This is a genomic window from Marinobacter profundi (assembly GCF_002744715.1).
GTDB classification, from domain to species: domain Bacteria; phylum Pseudomonadota; class Gammaproteobacteria; order Pseudomonadales; family Oleiphilaceae; genus Marinobacter; species Marinobacter profundi.
Genome location: NZ_KZ319367.1, coordinates 240,816 through 260,725, shown reverse-complemented (window position 1 = coordinate 260,725; position 19,910 = coordinate 240,816). Strand labels below are relative to the sequence as shown.

Below are 19,910 nucleotides of genomic sequence, written 5' to 3'. Positions count from 1 at the left end.
GAAGAGTGAGCAGTATGCAATTACGGGTGGGCCCTACAGGCCCATCAGTTCTTTCAGATCGTCTTCGGTCTGCGGACCGAACCGGGCCTCCAGCAGATTACCGTCGGGATCAACAACAAACGTGGCCGGCAAGGCAACGGGCAACTTCCAGCCGAATTCCGGACCAGGATCTTCCGCCAGCATCGGGAACCCGATTCCCATTCGCTCACCCAGCGCAACCAGGTCAACGCCCTGGATGCCGTCGAAGTTGACCCCCAGAACCGTCACCTGCGGATGCCCGTCAAGCGCGTTGAGCTCGGGAATTTCCTCCAGGCAGGGTTTGCACCATTCCGCCCAGTAATTCACCAACACCCATTCACCGCGCAGACTCTCCCATTCAAGGGTGGAACTGTCCGCTTTCTGGAAAGCTACCTGATCGCAACCGGCCAGCAACAGGGTAGCCAGCACCGGCACCAGCCGGAACCGTGACAATCGCTTTGCCGGGGAACTTGCAGGGTACTGCACAACCTGACCTCCTGTTAGACTAGCGCCCGGTAACGGATCGGCGCGGACCCCTGATTCGATAACTGGAACTGCCTCAGGAACGACAGAGAACCATGACAGAACCCACCCGAATTTACCACAACCCACGTTGCTCAAAATCCCGGCAAGCCCTGGCCCTGCTCGAAGAACACGGCGTCGTGCCGGAGATTATACGCTACCTGGAAACTCCGCCAACCGCCGTGGAACTTGCTGACCTGCTGGACAAGCTTGGCCTGCAGCCCCGCGATCTGATGCGCCAGAAAGAAGCCGAATACAAGGAGCTAGGGCTGGACAACCCGGAGCTCAGCAATGACGCACTGATTGCGGCCATGGTCGCACACCCGAAACTGATCGAACGACCAATTGTCGTCAAAGGCAGCAAAGCGGCCCTGGGCCGCCCGCCCGAAAGCGTCCTGACCCTTCTCTGACGCGCCCCTCCCAGCCCCCCAACCCCTGAAGGAGACCCTGATGGCTGACGCGACCCCCTACGTGCTGGTGCTGTATTACAGCCGCAGCGGCCAGACTGCCGAAATGGCAACTCAGATCGGCCGCGGCGTTGCCAGGGTGTCCGGCATCGAAGCGAGAATCCGCACCGTACCGGCGGTATCCCCCGACACCGAGGTGTCGCTGCCCCGAGTTCCGGATCACGGCGCCCCCTATGCCTCCCGGGATGACCTGGCCGGCTGTGCAGGACTCGCCCTGGGCAGCCCGACCCGGTTTGGCAACATGGCCGCGCCACTGAAGTACTTTCTCGACGGTACCGGAGACCTGTGGCTCAACGGCACCCTGGCCGGCAAGCCTGCCGGTGCCTTTACCTCTACCGGCAGCCTCCACGGCGGTCAGGAAAGTACCCTGCTGACCATGATGATGCCTCTGCTGCACCACGGCATGGTGCTGTGCGGGGTGCCCTACACGGAACAGGCACTCAGTGAGACGGCAACCGGCGGCACGCCCTACGGCCCCTCCCACTGGGCCGGAACCGGCGACATGGAACCGTTGTCGGAACATGAAAAAACCATTTGCCAGGCCTTTGGCGAGCGCCTGGCTACCCTGGCCCTGAAACTTCGCTGACCGCAGGACAACCCCATGCTTCGCAACCCCAAGGCCCGCATTACCGCGAACCTGACCATTGCTCTTTACCTGGCGCTACTGGCCACCCTGACAATTACCACCTTCTATCCGGTACAGATTGAAGGCGTGTCGGTACCGTTGATGCTGGGCATCAAGCTGCTGCCGCTGCTGGCCTTTGCTGTCCCGGTCTTCCGCGGTAACAACCGCGGTTATATCTGGCTGAGTTTTGTGGTGATTTTCTATTTTACCCGTTACGTGGTGTCAGCCTGGCTGAGCGAGGGCGCCGCGGCGCCGGTGATCCTGACCATCCTGTCCTTCCTGCTGTTCACCGTCGCGATGATTCATCTGAAGGTGAATCGCCCGGTGGCTTCCCACCCGCAATGACCTTGCGGCGTCCGGCGTCCTGGCCAAGTCAGGCGGCCGGACGCATACCACACTGCTCCAGTAACAGCTGCCAGCTCTCGATGTGCACCTGCATGGCGTGATCGAGCTGCATCCAGACACTGTCCGGATCATCCAGCGCCAGCATCCGCCGATACCAGTCGGCAAAGGCATCCGGCATCACCGGTGCCTGCTGCTTTGCCAACCGGTTCAGCGGCACCACCACCGCCTCCCTTACCCGTCGCACGTCCGCCATGTAGGGCTGTATTCGTTCGATGAAGACGCTGAAAAACATGTTACGAACAATGTCAGACTGATTATTGGGCTTACCTCGCAAACACAGCGGGCGACCGTCCAGGCGCTGTCGGATCAGCGCGCTGGCATCCCGCAGCCGGGTTGTCAGCAGCAACGCACTGTTGATGGCCTGCCCGGCCAGGTACTCTGCCTGCCAGCGCTGGTGCACACCGCCCAAATCCGCCAACGAATGGTCCAGATCCCCTGCCAGCAGCTTTGTCACGGCCTCGTTCAATCGCTCGATATCGATAGTCAGGTCAGTCACTGCATCCGCGGAAAGCGCAACCGGCAAAGGTCCTTTGGACAGGGTCAGCAAACTCTCGACTTCCTCCACGCCCCAGGTGGCATTCCACACCGCAAGGCGAAGGGAGGCCCGTTTATGCTCGGCCGCGATACGAAGGCTGTCCTGCAACGCCTCACTCTCGATGGTCGGCAAGCAGGCATTGGCGGCATCGATAAAGCGCAGTTCGTACCGCAGACGGTTCAGCGGCTGCATTACCCGCCCCATCACCGAGTTCTTCTCCCCCACCACATACTGCAGTTCACATCCGTAGAGCGAGAGAAAATCCAGCATACCCATATCAAGTTCGGGCAGCTCGAGCAGGCGATCCCGCCGGGACGGCATGACCACCCCGGGAGGGACATCAGAAAGGACCGGCTCAACCTCAAGCACGCGACCAACACGCTTCACGTACTCATCCATCATTGAGCCGGCTTCGGAAAACGGATTGCAGCCGCTTGTCATCAGTACGACCAGCAAACCCGCCAGCAGGCGGACACGGCCCATTACAGTCTCCCGCAGGTCAGGGACGCAGACCTCGGGCCGAAACCGGGGCTCAGCGCTGCATCAGCAGCTTGTCCACGTCCTCAAAGTTTCTCATTACAGGGCGCCCGGTCTCCGGCAGCTCGCCGTCCCGCACCAGCCAGGCAGTCCGGATACCGACCGCCTCGGCGGCTTCCAGCTCCGCTTCCACGTCCGACAGGAACAGTACGGTCTGTGGTTCCACACCCAACTCATCAATTATGTTGCGATAGGACGAGGCCTCGCGCTTGGCACCAATCCGGGTATCAAAATATCCGCTGAAAAACGGCGTCAGATCACCGGCCTCGCTGTAACCGAAGATCAGCTTCTGGGCCTTCACCGACCCCGACGAGTAGACAAACAGCCGCAGCCCCCGGTCGTGCCAGCGCTGCAGGTACTCTGCCGCATCAGGATAGACGTGGCCACGGAAGTCTCCCTGCTGGTAGCCGCGCTCCCAGAGCATGCCCTGCAGGGCCTTGAGTGCGGTTTCCTTACGGTCCTCGGCAATCCAGCTTTGCAGCACCGCGATCAGGCCTTCGATATCATCCGCAGGCAGCCCCGCGGCCTTGGCGACCGCGTCCAGCTGCTCGCGGATCGCCGGCGTGTCCCCGTGGCCGGCCCGGACAAAGTCGGCTATGTGCTTGCTGGCATAGGGAAACAGCACCTCATGGACGAACGAGATGGAACTGGTGGTGCCTTCTATGTCGGTCACAATCACCCGAATCATCAGGCGACTCCCGCCAACCGTTCATAGCGTGGCAGCCGGCTGGCAATGTCTTCCCCGGTGAAGCTGGCAACCCAGCCTTCGGGATTGCTGAACAGACGGATACAGGTAAATTCCGGCTCCGGCCCCATATCAAACCAGTGGCGGGTACCGTCAGGTACGCTGATCAGATCACTTTGCTGGCACATAACCGCATAGACACTGTCGCCCAGATGCAGATAGAACAAGCCCTGACCGCGGACAAAGAAACGGACTTCGTCCTCGCTGTGGGTATGCTCGTCAAGGAACTTCTGGCGAAATGCCTCCTTCTGCGGGTTATCCGGATTCAGGCTCACCACGTCAGCGGTCTGAAAACCACATTCCGCCTTGAGGGCAGCGACTTCCTCAGCGTAGGCTTCAAGGATCTGCGCCTCGGTTGCATCTGCCGGCAGATCACGGGTCTGCCACTGCTCAAACCGGATACCCTGCTCTGCCAGCAGGCGACGGATCTCCGCGGGATCCTCGGTGACGGACCGCGGCGACTGCGGCTGGTTCTGATCGAAAATGCTCAAGGTTGTCATCCACGGATCCTCATGGTTTCGAGTTCACATTCAAACAAAAATTCAAACGCTTCCACATGGCGCAGACAGTCCGCCATGGTGGCACCCCAGGTATACAGGCCATGACCACGAATCAGGTAGCCGGGCTGCTCCGGATGGCGGGCAAAGTGGTCACGGGTAAGCGCCGCCAGGGCCGCAATATCCTGGGTATTGTCGAACACCGGCACGACCAGCTCGGCGTCGTGGGTCTGCACTCCGGCGAACGCTTTTTGCAGTTCATAGCCCTCCAGGGTCAGCGGCTGACCCGCCGGTAGCAACCTGCTCAGTACCGTGGCCTTGGCCGAATGCGTATGCAGCACCGCCCCCACCCCCGGGAACGCCTGGTAAAGCACGGTGTGCAGCAGGGTTTCCGCCGATGACTTGCAATCGCTCTGGACAGGACGCCCCTGCAGATCGACGACCATGACATCCCCTGCGCCCAGCTGCCCTTTGTGGCGGCCGGAGACGGTGATAGCGATAGTGTCCGCATCAATGCGGGCGGAGTAGTTACTGCTGGTTGCCGGCGACCAGCCGCGATCGTACAGGAACCGTCCTGCCTCGATAATCGACTGGGCCGCAGTGGCGTAACGGGTTACATCAAACACGGAATTTCCCCTTAACAGGCAACGGAGCCCTTAAACCCGACATTATAGGGAGGTGGCGGCGGCCCGCAAATGGTGACGGGCCTCAATCAGTGCGGCTACTACGGAAATGGCGATTTCTGCGGGCGTTTTACTGGGAATATTAACTCCGACCGGCGCTTTCAGACGGCCCAGCCGGGACTCGCTGACACCGAGCTCGGCAAGTCGCAGGCGACGGCTCGCCGAGGTTCGGTGCGAGCCCATGGCACCAACATAGAACGCCTCGGAAGCCAGGGCCGCCAATAGCGCCATATCATCCACTCGGGGATCGTGGGCCAGCGCAAGTACCGCGCTGTGGCTGTCGCCAAATCGGCTCACCACCAGGTCGTCAGGTAACGCCCGCACCAGGGGAATATCCGATTCGGACCAGCCATCTGCGAAGGTGTCGCGGGGCTCGCAAAGGGTTACCCCGAAATCCGCCGCCGTAGCGAACCGGGCGACGTGGGCGGCCACCTCTCCGGCTCCCACCAGCAATAGCCGGCATTCCGGTACCAGGCGGTGATACATCGCATCAGCATCAATCTCGACGCCCGGGCCGCCGCTGCCCCGGACAAGCGTGGCCGCTGCGCCATTCAGGTCGACCCTGCGGCTAACACCCTGGCGCCGCTCCAGGTGACCGAGCAGGTCCTCCACGTGGCCCAGCCCCCACCCGGGCGCCAGTGGCTCGACCAGCAAGCGGATCGAACCACCGCAGGGCAGTCGATAATGTTCGCGGTCATGGTCGGTAACGCCATAATCGAGCATGTGCACGCGATCGGGGGCCTGCCGGGTACAGCGGCGGATCAGGTCCTCCTCAAGGCACCCGCCGGACACCGAACCGGACAGTTTGCCGGACTCGCTGAGCGCCAACCATGAGCCTACCGGACGGGGCGACGAGCCCCAGGTTGCCACCACGGTGCACAACCAGACTCGTTCACCCGCCGCCAGCCAGTCGCGGGCCCTGGCCAGTATCTCAACATGGGACGACGCCACCTCAGGCCCTTGCCACCAGCGGCAACTTGCGTTGACGGATGCCGGTCAGGGCGAAGAGGGCATTACCCAGTGCGGGTATCACCGGAGGTACACCAGGCTCGCCAACCCCGGTCGGGGTATCGGACGAAGCCATGATATCAACCCGGATTTCCGGAAGCGCGGTTATCCGCAGTAACGGATAGTCGTGGAAGTTACTCTGCACCACCGCGCCGTTCTCGAAGGTGATTTCACCGTAGAGCGCAGCCGTGAGCCCGAAGATAATGCCACCTTCAATCTGGTCCCGGACCACATCCGGATTGACCACCTCGCCACAATCCACTGCGCAGGATACCCGGTAGACCCGGATGTCACCGCCCTCGATACCTGCCTCGACAACCTGAGCCACATAGGTTCCGAAACTGCGGAACAGGGCAATGCCCCGTGCCCGGCCAGGGGCCGGTGGCGAATCCCAGTCTGCCATCGCGGCGGCCCGTTCCAGCACCGCCAGGTGCCTGGGTTCATGACGGATCAGCTCGCGCCGGAACTGGAACGGGTCACGCCCCAGCTCGCTGGCCAGCTCATCCATAAAGGTTTCCACGGCAAAGCCGTTATGGGAGTACCCAACCGAACGCCACCAGGATATGGGCACGCCGGCATCGGTATGGGTGTGGCGAATGTCCAGGTTGTCGACCCGATAGGGATAATCCACGGCCCCCTCAATGGCCGAGATATCCTTGGGCGTCGCAATCCCCTCTGCCATCAGCCCTACCTTGCCCAGGGTGTCGTAGAGAAATTTGGGCGCCCAGGGATACTGGGCGGGAGCGGCATTACGAACATACCAGTCAAGAATCTGCGGCCCGACGACCTGGTGCTGCCAACCTGTCACTCCGCCATCCTTCAGGGTTGCCTTCATCCGGTGCAACATGGCCGGGCGGTAGACATCGTGCCGGGTATCTTCCTCCCGCGACCAGATAAGCTTCACCGGCTTGCGGATCCTCGCAGCAACGGCTGCGACTTCTTCCACGTAATCCTGGGTCAACCGGCGACCAAAGCCACCTCCCAGGAACGTGGTATTCACCGCCACCTCGTCCGGCGACAGATCGGTAACCCTGGCCACAGCAATCCGGGCCAGATCGGGCGCCTGCGTCGGCGCCCAGATTTCCATGCGGCCACCGCGGTACCAGGCCGTGGCATTCATCGGTTCCAGGGTGGCATGTGCCAGGAATGGCTGCTCGTAGCTGGCTTCAATGACCCTGTCCGCGCTACGGACGCCAGCACCAAAGTCGCCCTCGCGACGCTCTTCCTCCCCGGGGTCGTCATCTGCTGCGCGATGGTAGTGTTCCATCACCGCGTCACCGGAAACTGCCAGCGCTTCCTCGGTGTTCCATTCAACAACCAGCTGCGCCTGGGCTTTTCGGGCCCGCCAGTATTTGTCTGCCACCACAGCGATACCCCGCTCAATGGCGAAGACATCCAGCACTCCGGGCATTGCCCGCACCGCGCTGTCATCAAAGCCTGCCACGCTGGCACCGTAGCGCGGCGGCCGCGTGACCACCGCATAGACCATGCCGGGCAATTCCACATCAATACCGTATTGCGCCGTCCCGGTGGCCTTGGCACGGGCATCAAGTCTGCCCCGCTCGCGACCGATATATTTCCACTGTTCGCGGGGTTTCAGTTCCGGGTTCTCCGGCGCCTTGCCGGCCGCAGCCAGCTTCGCCAGCTGGCCGTAGTTCAGCTCCCGGCCATCCGGGTGTAACACACGACCATTGTCGGTCCGGCAACTGGCGGGATCAATCTGCCACACTTCCGCGGCAGCGGCGACCAACATAAGGCGCGCGCTGGCACCGGCCCGGCGCAGCGGCTCCCAGCTGGTCGCCAGGCTGGTACTGCCGCCGGTCAACTGCAGCTTGTACAACGGATTACGATACTCCGGCGCGACCGGAGCGAACTTGGGCCGGATGACGCTCGGCTCGACATCCAACTCCTCGGCAATCAGGGTCGTCAGCCCGGTATAGGTGCCCTGCCCCATTTCCACCCGCGCCAGGGTGAAATAGATGGTGTTATCTAGGGTAATCTCCAGCCAGGCATCGGCAACCCAGCGGTCATCTTCTTCACGATAGCCGGTCTGAATACCGGAGCACCCGGAGAACGAAAGCGCCAGCACCAGACTGCCAGAGCCCGCGGCCGAAACCCTGAGGAAGTCCCTGCGACTAAGCGTCATCTCTGGCTTCTCCCTGCTGGTGCTTTGCCGCCACCGACTTCACGGCGGCGATGATCTTGCTGTAGGTCCCGCAACGGCACAGGTTACCGCTCATGGCTGCAACGATCTCATCGTCACCGGGGCTGGCGTTGTAGGCAAGCAGATGCGCCGCCGTCATGATCTGGCCAGACTGACAGTAACCACACTGGGGCACGCCATGATCAACCCACGCCTGCTGCAGAGGGTGCAGGCCTTCTGCAGGCGTTATACCCTCGATGGTGGTCACCGACCGGCCCGCCGCCATGCTCACCGGCGTAGAACAGGAGCGCACCGGAGCACCGTCCAGGTGAACGGTACAGGCACCACACAGGCCGGCGCCGCACCCGAACTTGGTGCCCTTGAGGCCAAGCTCGTCACGGATCACCCACAATAACGGGGTATCGTCTTCGATCGCCAAGGTGCGGGTGTGGCCGTTTACGGTCAGCGTCAGCGCCATGCGGAACACTCCTTGCTGCGGTGAGGATTATTTGATGACGGGATTACCGTTCGCATCGTTCCAGATGGTACGGGATCCGGAATCCAGCTTGCCGTTGGAATTCCACACTTCGCGGTTCTCCACCGAGGAGTCTACCTTGCCACTGTCTTCCCAGATGACTCGGTCCTTGCAGCCGGTCAGCGCGGCTGCAGCCATCAAAACGACTACCAGTTTCTTCATTGCAAACCTCCTCGAGTCCGGTACCCAACGGTCCGGACTGTGTCTGAAAAAGGCCTAACGGCCACCGTGAACTTCGCGGTTCTGCTGCTTCTGCCGGTCACCCTTGCGGATCATGACATAGGCCGCGCCGGTACCACCATGGTGTTTCTGGGCCGAATGAAAAGCGAGCACATCATCCAGCTCCGGCAGCCATTTGGCCAGGTAACTCTTGAGCTGGGCAATGCCATCCGGGTTCCGTTCCCCTTTGCCATGGAGGATGATCACCGAGCGCAAGCCGTAGCTAACGCAATCATTGATAAAGCTGAAAACTTCCTTGCGGGCCTCTTCTACTGTCATCCGGTGCAGGTCCAGCCGCGCCTCGATAGGGTACTGGCCCAGGCGGAGCTTACGGAACACGCCGTGCTGCACGCCAGGCCGCTGCCAGCTGAGGATATCGTGGGCGGTCAACGGGTCCACGATATCGGCGGTCAGCGGGTTGGCATCCCGTCGCGGCAGATCCACTGCGGCACGCTGTCGCTCCAGGTGCCCCGGGGTAAGCTCGACCGGCACCTTCACCTCGGCACGGTTGGGCTTGCGGATGCGCCTGACATCTTTCATCTCTTCGAGAAAACTCAGGCGTTCGTCTTTGCTGGTCATGGCTATCGTCAGTCAGCTTTGATGATGCCGGAACTTTACCACTGCCCCGGTCAACCATAAAGAACGCACTCCCCACCCGCCTCGATGCGACCAAAATCGAAAGGTCACCGTCAACACGGGTGGTCTACACTATGGCGAGCACCAAGGCGAACTCCAAACTGAATACGATAACAACAACGGACGGATCTATGGCCGCAGCTGCCGACACCTCACGCCCCCAGAACACCCGTGCAATCATGACATTCCTGCGTGAACACGCACCTTTCTCCAGCATGGATGACAGCCACCTGGCATTGTTTGCCGAGCATGCCACGCTGCAATTCCACGCGGATGGCGACGTGGTATTGGCACCGGAGGACGGTCCGGTTCAACGGTTCTACGTCGTCAAGCAGGGCCGCATCCGGGGTGAGCGGGAGAGTGGCAGGGACGGCAAAACCGAAACAACGTTCGAAATCAGCCAGGGCGAGTGCTTTCCATTGGCCGCACTGATCGGTGAGCGCCCGACCCGGACCCTGCACCGGGCTGCCGGCGATACCTTCTCCCTGAGCATCGGCCACAAGGACTTTGTCACCCTGCTCTCCGCCAGTGATCCGTTCCGGGATTTCTGCCTGCGGGGCGTCAGCAGCCTGCTGGACCAGGTCAACCAGCGCATCCAGTCCGGCGCCATGGCGTCCATCGGCTCCAGCAACTCACTGGATACCCCACTGGAACGCTACGCGCTGCGCAATCCCATCGTCTGCACCCCGGACCTGCCAGTGCGCAAGGCAGTCGCCCGCATGCACGAAAACAGCGTCGGCAGCATCATCATCACCGACGACCAGCGCCACCCCACCGGCATCTTTACCCTGCGGGACCTGCGCACCATGGTCGCGGAGGAAAAGGCATCGCTGGATACGCCGGTCAGCCAGGTAATGACTCCGGATCCCTGCTGCCTGAATGCCCGGCAAGATGCATTCCAGGCAGCGATGTTGATGGCCGAATACCATTTCGCCCACATTTGCGTGGTTGATGAAGAGGGCGAACTGATTGGCGTGGTATCCGAAAGAGACCTGTTCTCCCTGCAGCGAGTGGACCTGGTACACCTGGCCAGGACCATCGGCACCGCGCCCCACCTGCGCACACTCGTCAGCCTGCGCACTCAGGTTTCCCGGCTGGTCGACAGCATGCTGGCCCACGGCGCAGATTCCGGCCAGGTGGTCAAGATTATCACCACCCTCAATGACGTGACCGTTCGTCGCGTGCTGGAACTGAACATCAAGAAAAACGATCCGGGCATTCCGTTCACCTGGCTGACCTTCGGCAGCGAGGGCCGCCAGGAACAAACCCTGCTAACCGACCAGGACAACGGCATTCTGTTCCGGTCTCCGGACGGCATGACCCCGGACCAGGTCCGCGAACGACTGTTACCGTTTGCCGAAACGGTCAACAAGGAGCTGGCAGAATGCGGCTTTACCCTGTGCAAGGGCAATATCATGGCCAGCAACCCCAAACTGTGCCTGAGCGAACATGAATGGGACGACTGGTTTATCCGCTTTATTGATGCCTCCACGCCCCAGAACCTGGTCTACTCGTCAATTTTTCTCGATATGCGTGCGGTCTTCGGCCCCATGGAGCCCCTCCATGCCCTGCTGGAACGCGTGCTTGGGCGGATCCGCAAGAATGCGCTGTTCCAGAAAATGCTTGCCGGCAACGCTCTCCAGCGCAAGCCTCCACTGACCATGTTCCGCAACTTCCGCTACGCCCCGGACGGCGAGAAGCACACCCTGGACCTCAAGCGCCAGGGACTCGCTCCCTTTGTTGAAACGGTTCGGGTATTTGCCCTCGCCAATGGCGTCGAAGCCGCCAATACCCTCGAGCGGATGGATGAACTGGCCCGCAAGGGGATCTTCGACGCCAAGGATGCCAACGCCTGGAAGGAAGCCTACAGCCTGATCCAGGCCATCCGGATGCGTGCCCACCAGGAGATGCTCGAACGGGATGAACCCCTGAGCAATTACATCAATCCGGACGACCTGAACCCGCTCGACCGGCGAATCCTGCGGGAATCTTTCCGTCAGGCCCAACGTATCCAGCAAAAGCTGGAACTTGCCTACCAACTCTGAGAGCCAACCGCGCATCATGCTTGAGCAGATCAAAGACTGGATTCACCGGCGGCTCTCGGGTGCTACGGCACTCCATGACTTCGATAACCTGCCGAAACCGGCAACCGCCGCCAGCCAGCCGCTGGCGACAACCCGACTGATCGTGCTGGACCTGGAAACCACCGGGCTCAACCCGGCAAAGGACGAGGTGATCGCAATCGGCGCCGTCGCAATCGACGCCATGAAAATTCCCTTCGACGACCAGTTCGACCTGATTCTGCGTCGCCCGGAGCTGGATATCAGTGAAACCGTGCTGATTCACGGCATCGGCAACGAGGCACTCACCCGCGGACATGAAACGGAAGATGCCCTGCTGCACCTGCTTGAATGGATGGACGGTGATCCGGTGTTCGCCTTCCACGCCGCTTTTGACCAGAAATTCCTCGAAAAGACTCTCAAACAGACCCTCGGCTACTCCCAAAGCCACCTCTGGCTGGATGTCGCCGATATCCTGCCGGCATTTTTCCCCAATGCCGAAACCGGAGGCACCCGCCTCGATAACTGGTCAGACTACTTCGGTCTGGAAGTCAGCGAGCGACATCACGCCGCTGCCGATGCGCTGGCCACCGCAGAACTCATGCTTATCTGTCTCAATAAGGCACTTAAAAGCGGCGTAAATACGCTATCTGAATTGAACGATAAACTGCGTTATTACCGTCGTCTGAAAACCATTCAAAGGCTCTGACCCCACCTCCCGGCAAACCGAAAAAAGGGATAGCAATCAAGGTTTCAGGAGAAAAACCTCAAAATTAGACCTTTTGCCAATATCTATATATCGGTTGACCGGTAAAGTCGAAGAGGACAACAAGTCGGAGAAAAACTATATGAATAATAATTTCTCTATCCAAGACACCCCACCGAAAACCCAACAAAACTCAACAACAACAACACAGGAGTAATCCTATGTCAGGTCATAGCTACGACGCTGAGAAATACTGGAAGGCGAACCTTCGCCTGATATTTGGGAGCCTGATCGTCTGGGCCCTGGTATCCTACGGTTTTGCAATCCTGCTCCGCCCGATGTTGGCCGGAATCGCCGTCGGCGGTACCGACCTGGGCTTCTGGTTCGCCCAGCAAGGCTCAATTCTTACCTTCATTGCCCTCATCTTCTTCTACGCCTGGCGCATGAACAAGATCGATGAGCAATTCGGCGTACATGAGGAGTAAGACACGATGAGCCAATTTGCGATTAACCTGATTTTTGTAGGGGGCTCCTTCCTCCTCTATATCCTGATTGCTATCTGGGCCAAGGCCGGTAGCACCAAGGATTTCTACGTCGCCGGCGGTGGCGTACACCCGATCACCAACGGTATGGCGATCGGTGCGGACTGGATGTCGGCAGCCTCCTTCATCTCCATGGCGGGCCTGATTGCCGCCGGTGGCTACGCCAACTCCACCTTCCTGATGGGCTGGACCGGCGGTTACGTCCTGCTGGCCATGCTGCTGGCTCCGTACCTGCGGAAGTTCGGCAAATTCACGGTACCCGAGTTTATCGGTGACCGCTTCTACAGCAAGAACGCCCGCCTGGTAGCCGTTGTCTGTCTGATCGTGGCGTCGGTAACCTACGTAATCGGCCAGATGGCCGGTGCCGGTGTAGCCTTCTCCCGCTTCCTGGAAGTTGAGGCAACAACCGGTCTGATCATCGCGGCAGTGGTGGTTTTCATCTACGCTGTTCTCGGTGGCATGAAGGGCATCACCTACACCCAGGTCGCCCAGTACTGCGTACTGATCGTTGCCTACACCATTCCGGCCGTGTTCATCTCCATGCAACTGACCGGCAACGCCATTCCTCCGCTGGGCCTGTTCTCCACCCACGCTGATTCTGGCATGCCGATTCTCGACAAGCTGAACCAGGTCATCACCGACCTCGGCTTCAACGAGTACACCGCTGACATCGACAACAAACTGAACATGGTTCTGTTCACCCTGTCACTGATGATCGGTACTGCGGGTCTGCCCCACGTTATCATCCGCTTCTTCACTGTACCCAAGGTTGCTGACGCACGCTGGTCCGCCGGCTGGGCGCTGGTGTTCATCGCCCTGCTGTACCTGACCGCTCCGGCCGTTGCTTCCATGGCTCGTCTGAACCTGATGACCACCATCTATCCGGAAGGCACTGCGGCACAGCCGATCGAGTACGACGCTCGTCCTGGCTGGATCCAGACCTGGGAAGAAACCGGTCTGATCAAGTTTGAAGACAAGAACAGCGATGGTCGCATCCAGGTGTACAACGACAAGAACGAGCAGTTCGCATCCACTACCGCTCAGGAGCGTGGCTGGAACGGCAACGAACTGGTCGTTAACAATGACATCCTGGTTCTGGCCAACCCCGAAATTGCCAACCTGCCAGGCTGGGTTATCGGTCTGATTGCAGCGGGTGGTCTGGCAGCAGCACTGTCCACGGCAGCCGGTCTGTTGCTGGCGATCTCCTCGGCGGTCAGTCATGACCTGATCAAGGGCTCCATCAACCCGAACATCTCCGAGAAAGGTGAGCTGCTGGCAGCCCGTATCTCCATGGCTGTAGCAATCGTGGTTGCCACCTGGCTCGGTATCAATCCTCCGGGCTTCGCGGCACAGGTAGTAGCTCTGGCATTCGGTATTGCCGCTGCTTCCCTGTTCCCTGCCCTGATGATGGGTATCTTCTCCAAGCGGGTTAACAACATCGGCGCCATCGCCGGTATGCTGTCCGGTCTGATCTTCACCCTGGTGTACATCTTCATGTACAAAGGCTGGTTCTTCATTCCGGGTACCGCCAACCTGCCAGACAACGCTGCCAACTGGGTAATGGGTATCTCCCCGCTGTCCATCGGTGCAGTTGGTGCAATCGTCAACTTTGCGGTAGCCTTCGTGGTGTCCAACGTCACTGAAGAACCGCCCGTTGAGATTCAGGAGCTGGTTGAAAGCGTCCGTTACCCCCGCGGTGCCGGTCAGGCTCAAGACCACTAAGCAACACGTCAACTCTGCTCAGTCCATGTACTGACGGTTGACTCCGAACGGGCTTCCTCTTCGAGGGAGCCCGTTTTTTTTCGAGGAAACAATTTTATGTTCTGGACGTTTGTCGCCACCGTCTTCTGTGGCCTGGGTGCCGCCGGTATTGCCATGGGCATCCGTGCCGTCACCGCCAAGAAAGCTCCGAAATGGCTAATCCCGGTATTTGCCGGAGCCGGGATGCTGGCCTATCTGATCCAGGGTGAGTACACCTGGTATGACCACAAGCAGACACTGCTTCCCGATGGTGCCGTTGTGGTCAGTGCAGAACGGCAAACCATTCTGTGGCGCCCATGGACCTTCGTATTCCCTCACGTCACCGCCTTCTCGGTCGTCGACACCAACGGTATTGCCCGGGACACCGCCGATGAGAACATTGTCCGCTTCACTCTCTACCGCTTTGAACAGACGGTGACTGACGCTGTCTCCCATCGCATGCACATTCTCAACTGCACCACCCGGGAACTGGTTCCCATTGGCGCTGACGGAACTCCGCGCGTGGACCACATGAAAGTTCTGGAAGCTGGAGATGAGTTGCTTGAGGTTACCTGTGGCTGACGGACGCCGCGGGTGATATCTCACATGATTATGGCCGGATGAGAACGCGGATTTATGATTAGTGGCTGGCTGCTTGTATTAATTTCGATTTCCTACATTTCCGTGCTGTTCCTGATAGCCTGGGCCGGGGACCGCCATCCCGGCCTTTACCGCAAGCGGATGGCCAGAACACACATCTACGCGCTCTCGTTGGCCGTCTATTTCACCTCCTGGACATTTTACGGCGCGGTCGGCCGCGCCACCCAGGAGGGACTCGGCTTCCTGCCCATTTACCTCGGGCCACTACTGGTCTTTCTCTTTGGCGCGTCCCTGCTACGGCGCATCATCTATATCAGCAAACGCAACAACAGCACCTCCATTGCCGATTTCATTGCCTCCCGCTACGGCAAATCCCAGTCGCTGGCGGCGATGATTGCAGCGTTCGCCCTGATTGGCAGCGTGCCCTACATCGCACTGCAACTCAAAGCCATCTCCATGGGCTTTAATGTGCTTTCCGGAAGCGGCACTGGTCAGGGAGAGCTCGCGGTGGCCGCCTGGACCGATTCGGCGTGGTATATCACCCTCGCACTTGCCGTGTTTACGGTACTCTTCGGAACCCGTCACCTGGAATCCACCGAACACCACCGCGGCATGATCCAGGCGGTTGCCTTCGAATCCGTCATCAAGCTGGTGGCCTTCGTCGCGGTCGGCCTGTTTGTCGGCTATAGCCTGTATGGGGGCTTCGGAGACCTGTTCAGCCAGGTCAGCGCTGCCGGACTAACCGGCACCCTGACCACCGACGCACTGGAGGCGCCGGCCTTTATAACCCAGACGCTGGTCGCCATGCTGGCCATCATCTGCCTGCCGCGACAATTCCATGTCATGGTCGTTGAAAATACCGATCACAAAGACTTCGATACCGCGCGCTGGGCCATGCCAATCTACCTGGTTATCGCCAGTGCCTTTGTCATTCCCATTGCCGCTGCAGGCCTGCTGTCTTCGGACGCGGCAACTACCAATCCGGACATCCTGATCCTTAACCTGCCGATCCAGGCTGGCAAGGAGTGGCTGGCGGTGCTGGCCTTCCTCGGTGGCGGTTCGGCCGCGGCAGCCATGGTCATCGTGTCCTCTGTTGCCATCGCGACCATGGTGAGCAACGAAATCATCATGCCTGCCCTGCTGAAATTCTTCCGGCCAAGAATGAACCAGCGCGGAGACCTGAGTTATCTGCTGCTGAGTATCCGGCGGGTCGCCATCTTCGTCATCATGTTCACCGCATACGGCTTTTATCGGCTGGCGGGTGAGCAGTACAGTCTGACGTCATTCGGCCTGCTGTCCTTCGCCGCAGCGGCCCAGTTCGGCCCCGCCCTTGTGGGCGGCATCCTCTGGCGCCGGGGCAATCACACCGGTGCGGTCTGGGGCCTGGGACTGGGCTTCCTGCTGTGGTGCTATACCCTGCTCATTCCCGCGCTGGCCTCCACCGGCTGGCTGAACGATACCCTTATCAAGGAAGGACTGTTTGCCCTGCACTGGACCCGGCCAACAGCCCTGTTCGGACTGGAGCTTGACCATGTCAGCCATGGCATCATCTGGAGCCTGGGGGTCAACACCATCACTTACGTGGTACTTTCCATGCTCACCCGCCAACGGGTACGTGAAAAGATCCAGATCGCCTCCTTTTTCCACGATCCCCAGCCCCGTGGCGACACCCCCCAGCAACAGGCCTGGGAAGGCGAGGTGCTCACCGCCGATCTGCAGGCGCTGGCCGATCGTTTCATGGGCGAAGAACGCGCCGAAGCGTTATTCCGCAACTACGAACGTCGTAACGCAATCCGGCTGTCACCCCAGCGCCCTGCCTCCACCCACCTGATGAAGTACATCGAACGCCAACTGGCGTCGGTGATTGGCGCATCCACTGCCCGCGTAGTCCTGGAATCCACCCTCACCGGTCGGGATATGCAGATTGAAGACGTGGTCAGCATTGTCGACGAAGCCTCCCAGGCCATGACCTTCAGCCGGGAACTTCTCCAGTCGGCGATCGAAAACATCAGCCTGGGGGTGTCGGTGGTAAACCACCAACAGCAGCTCGTGGTGTGGAATCACCGCTACCTGGAGCTGTTCACCTATCCCAAGGGCTACGTGCGGGTAGGACGCCCCATCGAAGACCTGATGCGCTACAACCTGACCAGCTCGAACCTGCCGGCGCGAAAAATCGACGAGATCATTGCTGACCGTTGCAACAGCATGCGCGAGGGCAAACCCATGTCCTATGAGCGTCACCGGCCCGACGGAACCGTGCTGAAAATCGACGGCAGTCCAATACCCGGTGGCGGTTATGTGACCACCTTCCAGGACATCACAGCCATGCGCCGAACCGAGCAGGCGCTGAAAGAAACCAACATATACCTGGAGCAGCGCGTCAAGGAGCGCACCCAGGAATTGCAGGTGATCAACGAACAGATGCTCAAGGCCAAATCGGTCGCAGAACAGGCCAACCAGAGCAAAACCCGCTTCCTGGCCTCAGCCAGCCATGACCTGCTCCAGCCCCTCAACGCGGCACGACTGTTCACCTCGGCACTGTCCGGCAAGGCCCAGAGTGCCGAAGTCCGGGAACTGGTCGAGCACATCGACAGCTCCCTTGGTGCCGCCGAAGAAATTATCAGCACGCTGCTCGATATCTCCAAACTGGATGCCGGTGCCCTGGAGCCAAAGATTGCGGCTTTCCCGGTGAACGAAATGCTGCGTCATCTGGCCACGGACTTTTCCGCCATTGCCAAGGATCAGGGCCTGGAGCTCCACGTGGTACCCAGTAAGGCTTGGGTCCGCTCGGATGCCACGCTGCTGAGGCGAGTGGTACAGAACTTTCTCTCCAATGCGATTCGCTACACCCCGAAAGGAAAAATCCTGCTCGGCTGCCGGCGCCTGAAGGGCTACCTGCGCATCGAAGTGTGGGATACCGGCCCGGGCATCCCGGAAGATCAGCTGGCCCACATCTTTGAAGAGTTCCGCCGGCTTCAGCACGGCAGGGACAAAAAAGGCCTGGGACTGGGCCTGGCTATAGTTGATCGCATCAGTGGCATGCTCAATCATCCGGTCAACGTGCAGTCCATCCAGGGTCGCGGCAGCGTCTTCAGCATCACGGTCCCCCTCACCGCCCCCGTCCACACCGAGAAAACAGGCGACAACGCCCACCGGGCGACACGAGGCGTTTCGAGCCTGCGAGGGCTTCACGTACTGTGTATCGATAACGACTCCAACATCCTGCAGGGCATGGTTGCGCTGCTGGATAACTGGCAGTGCCAGGTCACGGCTGCCGAGAGCCTCGAAGACGCGACGGAGAAGCTGGATGGACGCGTTCCGGACATCATTCTTGCGGACTACCAGCTGGATGATGACCAAAACGGCCTGGATGCAATGGACCGGATCCGGGCCAGCCACGGCGCCGGCATTCCAGGTATCCTGATTACCGGCTATATGGCCCCGGAAGTGCGTGAGGACGCCCTCGCGAGGGGGTACCAGTTGCTTTACAAGCCAGTGAAACCCGCCGCCCTGAGGGCTCTGGTGAACAAGTTACTGAAGCAGAAGCGGGCCTGAGAACTCCCGGGAGCCGACCCGATGAGCCACCCCCAGGGGTGGTAGCGGGTATCAGGGCGACCCGCTACAGGCTGCGTACACCCATACCGCTGCAGGTTATCCCTTCCTTGCAGCCAGCGGTTTTTCAGTCGCCGGTTTTTAGCCGCCCAATAAAAAACCCCACNCAACTTAGTGCGTTAGCTGCGCCACTAAGACTTCAAGAGTCCCAACGGCTAGTTGACATCGTTTACGGCGTGGACTACCAGGGTATCTAATCCTGTTTGCTCCCCACGCTTTCGCACCTCAGTGTCAGTGTTGGTCCAGGTAGTCGCCTTCGCCACTGGTGTTCCTTCCTATATCTACGCATTTCACCGCTACACAGGAAATTCCACTACCCTCTACCACACTCTAGCCTGACAGTTCGAAATGCCGTTCCCAGGTTAAGCCCGGGGCTTTCACATCTCGCTTATCAAACCACCTACGCGCGCTTTACGCCCAGTAATTCCGATTAACGCTTGCACCCTCCGTATTACCGCGGCTGCTGGCACGGAGTTAGCCGGTGCTTCTTCTGTGAGTAACGTCAATCCTCAAGGGTATTAACCTTAAGGCCTTCCTCCTCACTGAAAGTGCTTTACAACCCGAAAGCCTTCTTCACACACGCGGCATGGCTGGATCAGGCTTGCGCCCATTGTCCAATATTCCCCACTGCTGCCTCCCGTAGGAGTTCGGGCCGTGTCTCAGTCCCGATGTGGCTGATCATCCTCTCAGACCAGCTACGGATCGTCGCCTTGGTAGGCCATTACCCTACCAACTAGCTAATCCGACTTAGGCTCATCCAATAGCGCAAGGTCCGAAGATCCCCTGCTTTCCCCCGTAGGGCGTATGCGGTATTAATCCGGGTTTCCCCGGGCTATCCCCCACTACCAGGCAGATTCCTAAGCATTACTCACCCGTCCGCCGCTCGTCAGCAGGGAGCAAGCTCCCCCTGTTACCGCTCGACTTGCATGTGTTAAGCCTGCCGCCAGCGTTCAATCTGAGCCATGATCAAACTCTTCAGTTTAAATCATACAAGAATCCGAAGATTCTCTATTCTTGCTCAAGACAAAACTCAATTTCGACGAGTCACTGTCCTGATATTTCGTATCCGAAATAC

Annotated in this window: 19 protein-coding genes and 1 other annotated feature; of the genes, 9 read left to right on the top strand and 10 right to left on the bottom strand. The window is 59.8% G+C overall.

What is annotated here, in order from left to right:
• Window positions 1–33: 33 nt before the first annotated feature.
• Complete coding sequence (locus CLH61_RS01115; protein ID WP_228152491.1) at window positions 34–504, bottom strand: TlpA family protein disulfide reductase; 471 nt, start codon at window positions 502–504, stop codon at window positions 34–36.
• A 92-nt stretch (window positions 505–596) separates the two neighbouring features.
• On the opposite strand from CLH61_RS01115, the gene arsC reads away from it, so the two are divergent.
• Genes arsC through CLH61_RS01100 form a run of 3 tightly spaced genes read left to right on the top strand, consistent with a single transcriptional unit; the run spans window position 597 to window position 1,977 of the window.
• On the top strand, window positions 597–950 hold the full coding sequence (arsC, locus tag CLH61_RS01110; protein WP_099612862.1) for an arsenate reductase (glutaredoxin): 354 nt from the start codon (window positions 597–599) through the stop codon (window positions 948–950).
• A 40-nt stretch (window positions 951–990) separates the two neighbouring features.
• Window positions 991–1,593 carry an NAD(P)H:quinone oxidoreductase gene (wrbA, locus tag CLH61_RS01105; RefSeq protein ID WP_099612861.1) on the top strand — a complete coding sequence of 201 codons (603 nt, stop codon included), beginning with the start codon at window positions 991–993 and terminating at the stop codon, window positions 1,591–1,593.
• A 15-nt stretch (window positions 1,594–1,608) separates the two neighbouring features.
• Entirely contained in the window at window positions 1,609–1,977 is a 369-nt protein-coding gene (locus CLH61_RS01100) for a DUF2069 domain-containing protein (protein WP_099612860.1), read from the top strand.
• Between the two features lie 28 nt (window positions 1,978–2,005).
• Here CLH61_RS01100 and CLH61_RS01095 read toward each other — a convergent pair whose 3' ends face one another.
• The 9 genes from CLH61_RS01095 to smrA are packed head-to-tail and all read right to left on the bottom strand — an operon-like array spanning window position 2,006 to window position 9,518.
• Entirely contained in the window at window positions 2,006–3,055 is a 1,050-nt protein-coding gene (locus CLH61_RS01095) for a DUF3080 domain-containing protein (protein ID WP_228152490.1), read from the bottom strand.
• A gap of 49 nt (window positions 3,056–3,104) precedes the next feature.
• The gene (mtnC, locus tag CLH61_RS01090) at window positions 3,105–3,797 is read right to left on the bottom strand and encodes an acireductone synthase (protein WP_099612859.1); all 693 of its coding nucleotides are present in this window, start codon (window positions 3,795–3,797) and stop codon (window positions 3,105–3,107) included.
• Window positions 3,797–4,354: a 1,2-dihydroxy-3-keto-5-methylthiopentene dioxygenase gene (locus tag CLH61_RS01085; RefSeq protein ID WP_099612858.1), complete on the bottom strand. Its 558-nt coding sequence runs from the start codon at window positions 4,352–4,354 to the stop codon at window positions 3,797–3,799. Before CLH61_RS01085 ends, mtnC begins: the two co-directional genes overlap by 1 nt.
• Entirely contained in the window at window positions 4,351–4,977 is a 627-nt protein-coding gene (locus tag CLH61_RS01080) for a methylthioribulose 1-phosphate dehydratase (RefSeq protein WP_099612857.1), read from the bottom strand. Before CLH61_RS01080 ends, CLH61_RS01085 begins: the two co-directional genes overlap by 4 nt.
• Window positions 4,978–5,019: 42 nt before the next feature.
• Complete coding sequence (locus tag CLH61_RS01075) at window positions 5,020–5,985, bottom strand: XdhC family protein (RefSeq protein ID WP_211289042.1); 966 nt, start codon at window positions 5,983–5,985, stop codon at window positions 5,020–5,022.
• Between the two features lies 1 nt (window position 5,986).
• Window positions 5,987–8,188, bottom strand: a complete 2,202-nt coding sequence (locus CLH61_RS01070; RefSeq protein WP_099612856.1) for a xanthine dehydrogenase family protein molybdopterin-binding subunit — start codon at window positions 8,186–8,188, stop codon at window positions 5,987–5,989.
• On the bottom strand, window positions 8,178–8,663 hold the full coding sequence (locus CLH61_RS01065; RefSeq protein ID WP_099612855.1) for a (2Fe-2S)-binding protein: 486 nt from the start codon (window positions 8,661–8,663) through the stop codon (window positions 8,178–8,180). Before CLH61_RS01065 ends, CLH61_RS01070 begins: the two co-directional genes overlap by 11 nt.
• Before the next feature lie 27 nt (window positions 8,664–8,690).
• Window positions 8,691–8,882, bottom strand: a complete 192-nt coding sequence (locus tag CLH61_RS01060) for a membrane lipoprotein lipid attachment site-containing protein (protein ID WP_099612854.1) — start codon at window positions 8,880–8,882, stop codon at window positions 8,691–8,693.
• A gap of 54 nt (window positions 8,883–8,936) precedes the next feature.
• Entirely contained in the window at window positions 8,937–9,518 is a 582-nt protein-coding gene (gene smrA, locus CLH61_RS01055; protein ID WP_099612853.1) for a DNA endonuclease SmrA, read from the bottom strand.
• 188 nt (window positions 9,519–9,706) lie between these two features.
• On the opposite strand from smrA, the gene CLH61_RS01050 reads away from it, so the two are divergent.
• The 6 genes from CLH61_RS01050 (at window position 9,707) to CLH61_RS01025 (ending at window position 18,778) form a co-directional block, all read left to right on the top strand.
• Entirely contained in the window at window positions 9,707–11,620 is a 1,914-nt protein-coding gene (locus CLH61_RS01050; protein ID WP_099612852.1) for a putative nucleotidyltransferase substrate binding domain-containing protein, read from the top strand.
• A gap of 16 nt (window positions 11,621–11,636) precedes the next feature.
• Complete coding sequence (locus CLH61_RS01045; RefSeq protein WP_099612851.1) at window positions 11,637–12,344, top strand: 3'-5' exonuclease; 708 nt, start codon at window positions 11,637–11,639, stop codon at window positions 12,342–12,344.
• Between the two features lie 218 nt (window positions 12,345–12,562).
• Window positions 12,563–12,826: a DUF4212 domain-containing protein gene (locus tag CLH61_RS01040; RefSeq protein ID WP_099612850.1), complete on the top strand. Its 264-nt coding sequence runs from the start codon at window positions 12,563–12,565 to the stop codon at window positions 12,824–12,826.
• Window positions 12,827–12,832: 6 nt separating this feature from the next.
• Window positions 12,833–14,605 (top strand): sodium:solute symporter family protein, encoded by a 1,773-nt coding sequence (locus CLH61_RS01035; RefSeq protein WP_099612849.1) that lies wholly within the window; start codon window positions 12,833–12,835, stop codon window positions 14,603–14,605.
• Between the two features lie 96 nt (window positions 14,606–14,701).
• Complete coding sequence (locus tag CLH61_RS01030; RefSeq protein WP_099612848.1) at window positions 14,702–15,205, top strand: hypothetical protein; 504 nt, start codon at window positions 14,702–14,704, stop codon at window positions 15,203–15,205.
• Window positions 15,206–15,259: 54 nt separating this feature from the next.
• Window positions 15,260–18,778: a hybrid sensor histidine kinase/response regulator gene (locus CLH61_RS01025; protein ID WP_099612847.1), complete on the top strand. Its 3,519-nt coding sequence runs from the start codon at window positions 15,260–15,262 to the stop codon at window positions 18,776–18,778.
• Between the two features lie 147 nt (window positions 18,779–18,925).
• Window positions 18,926–19,817, bottom strand: a sequence feature (16S ribosomal RNA rRNA prediction is too short).
• Window positions 19,818–19,910 lie beyond the last annotated feature (93 nt).

Bases quoted from the DNA above. Each gene is read 5' to 3' on its own strand.
- wrbA (WP_099612861.1), top strand. From the start codon at position 991: ATGGCTGACGCGACCCCCTACGTGCTGGTGCTGTATTACAGCCGCAGC.
- CLH61_RS01040 (WP_099612850.1), top strand. From the start codon at position 12,563: ATGTCAGGTCATAGCTACGACGCTGAGAAATACTGGAAGGCGAACCTT.
- CLH61_RS01095 (WP_228152490.1), bottom strand. From the start codon at position 3,055: ATGGGCCGTGTCCGCCTGCTGGCGGGTTTGCTGGTCGTACTGATGACA.
- CLH61_RS01065 (WP_099612855.1), bottom strand. From the start codon at position 8,663: ATGGCGCTGACGCTGACCGTAAACGGCCACACCCGCACCTTGGCGATC.
- CLH61_RS01085 (WP_099612858.1), bottom strand. From the start codon at position 4,354: ATGACAACCTTGAGCATTTTCGATCAGAACCAGCCGCAGTCGCCGCGG.
- CLH61_RS01100 (WP_099612860.1), top strand. From the start codon at position 1,609: ATGCTTCGCAACCCCAAGGCCCGCATTACCGCGAACCTGACCATTGCT.
- CLH61_RS01060 (WP_099612854.1), bottom strand. From the start codon at position 8,882: ATGAAGAAACTGGTAGTCGTTTTGATGGCTGCAGCCGCGCTGACCGGC.
- CLH61_RS01070 (WP_099612856.1), bottom strand. From the start codon at position 8,188: ATGACGCTTAGTCGCAGGGACTTCCTCAGGGTTTCGGCCGCGGGCTCT.
- CLH61_RS01050 (WP_099612852.1), top strand. From the start codon at position 9,707: ATGGCCGCAGCTGCCGACACCTCACGCCCCCAGAACACCCGTGCAATC.
- arsC (WP_099612862.1), top strand. From the start codon at position 597: ATGACAGAACCCACCCGAATTTACCACAACCCACGTTGCTCAAAATCC.
- CLH61_RS01025 (WP_099612847.1), top strand. From the start codon at position 15,260: ATGATTAGTGGCTGGCTGCTTGTATTAATTTCGATTTCCTACATTTCC.
- mtnC (WP_099612859.1), bottom strand. From the start codon at position 3,797: ATGATTCGGGTGATTGTGACCGACATAGAAGGCACCACCAGTTCCATC.
- CLH61_RS01030 (WP_099612848.1), top strand. From the start codon at position 14,702: ATGTTCTGGACGTTTGTCGCCACCGTCTTCTGTGGCCTGGGTGCCGCC.
- CLH61_RS01045 (WP_099612851.1), top strand. From the start codon at position 11,637: ATGCTTGAGCAGATCAAAGACTGGATTCACCGGCGGCTCTCGGGTGCT.
- CLH61_RS01035 (WP_099612849.1), top strand. From the start codon at position 12,833: ATGAGCCAATTTGCGATTAACCTGATTTTTGTAGGGGGCTCCTTCCTC.
- smrA (WP_099612853.1), bottom strand. From the start codon at position 9,518: ATGACCAGCAAAGACGAACGCCTGAGTTTTCTCGAAGAGATGAAAGAT.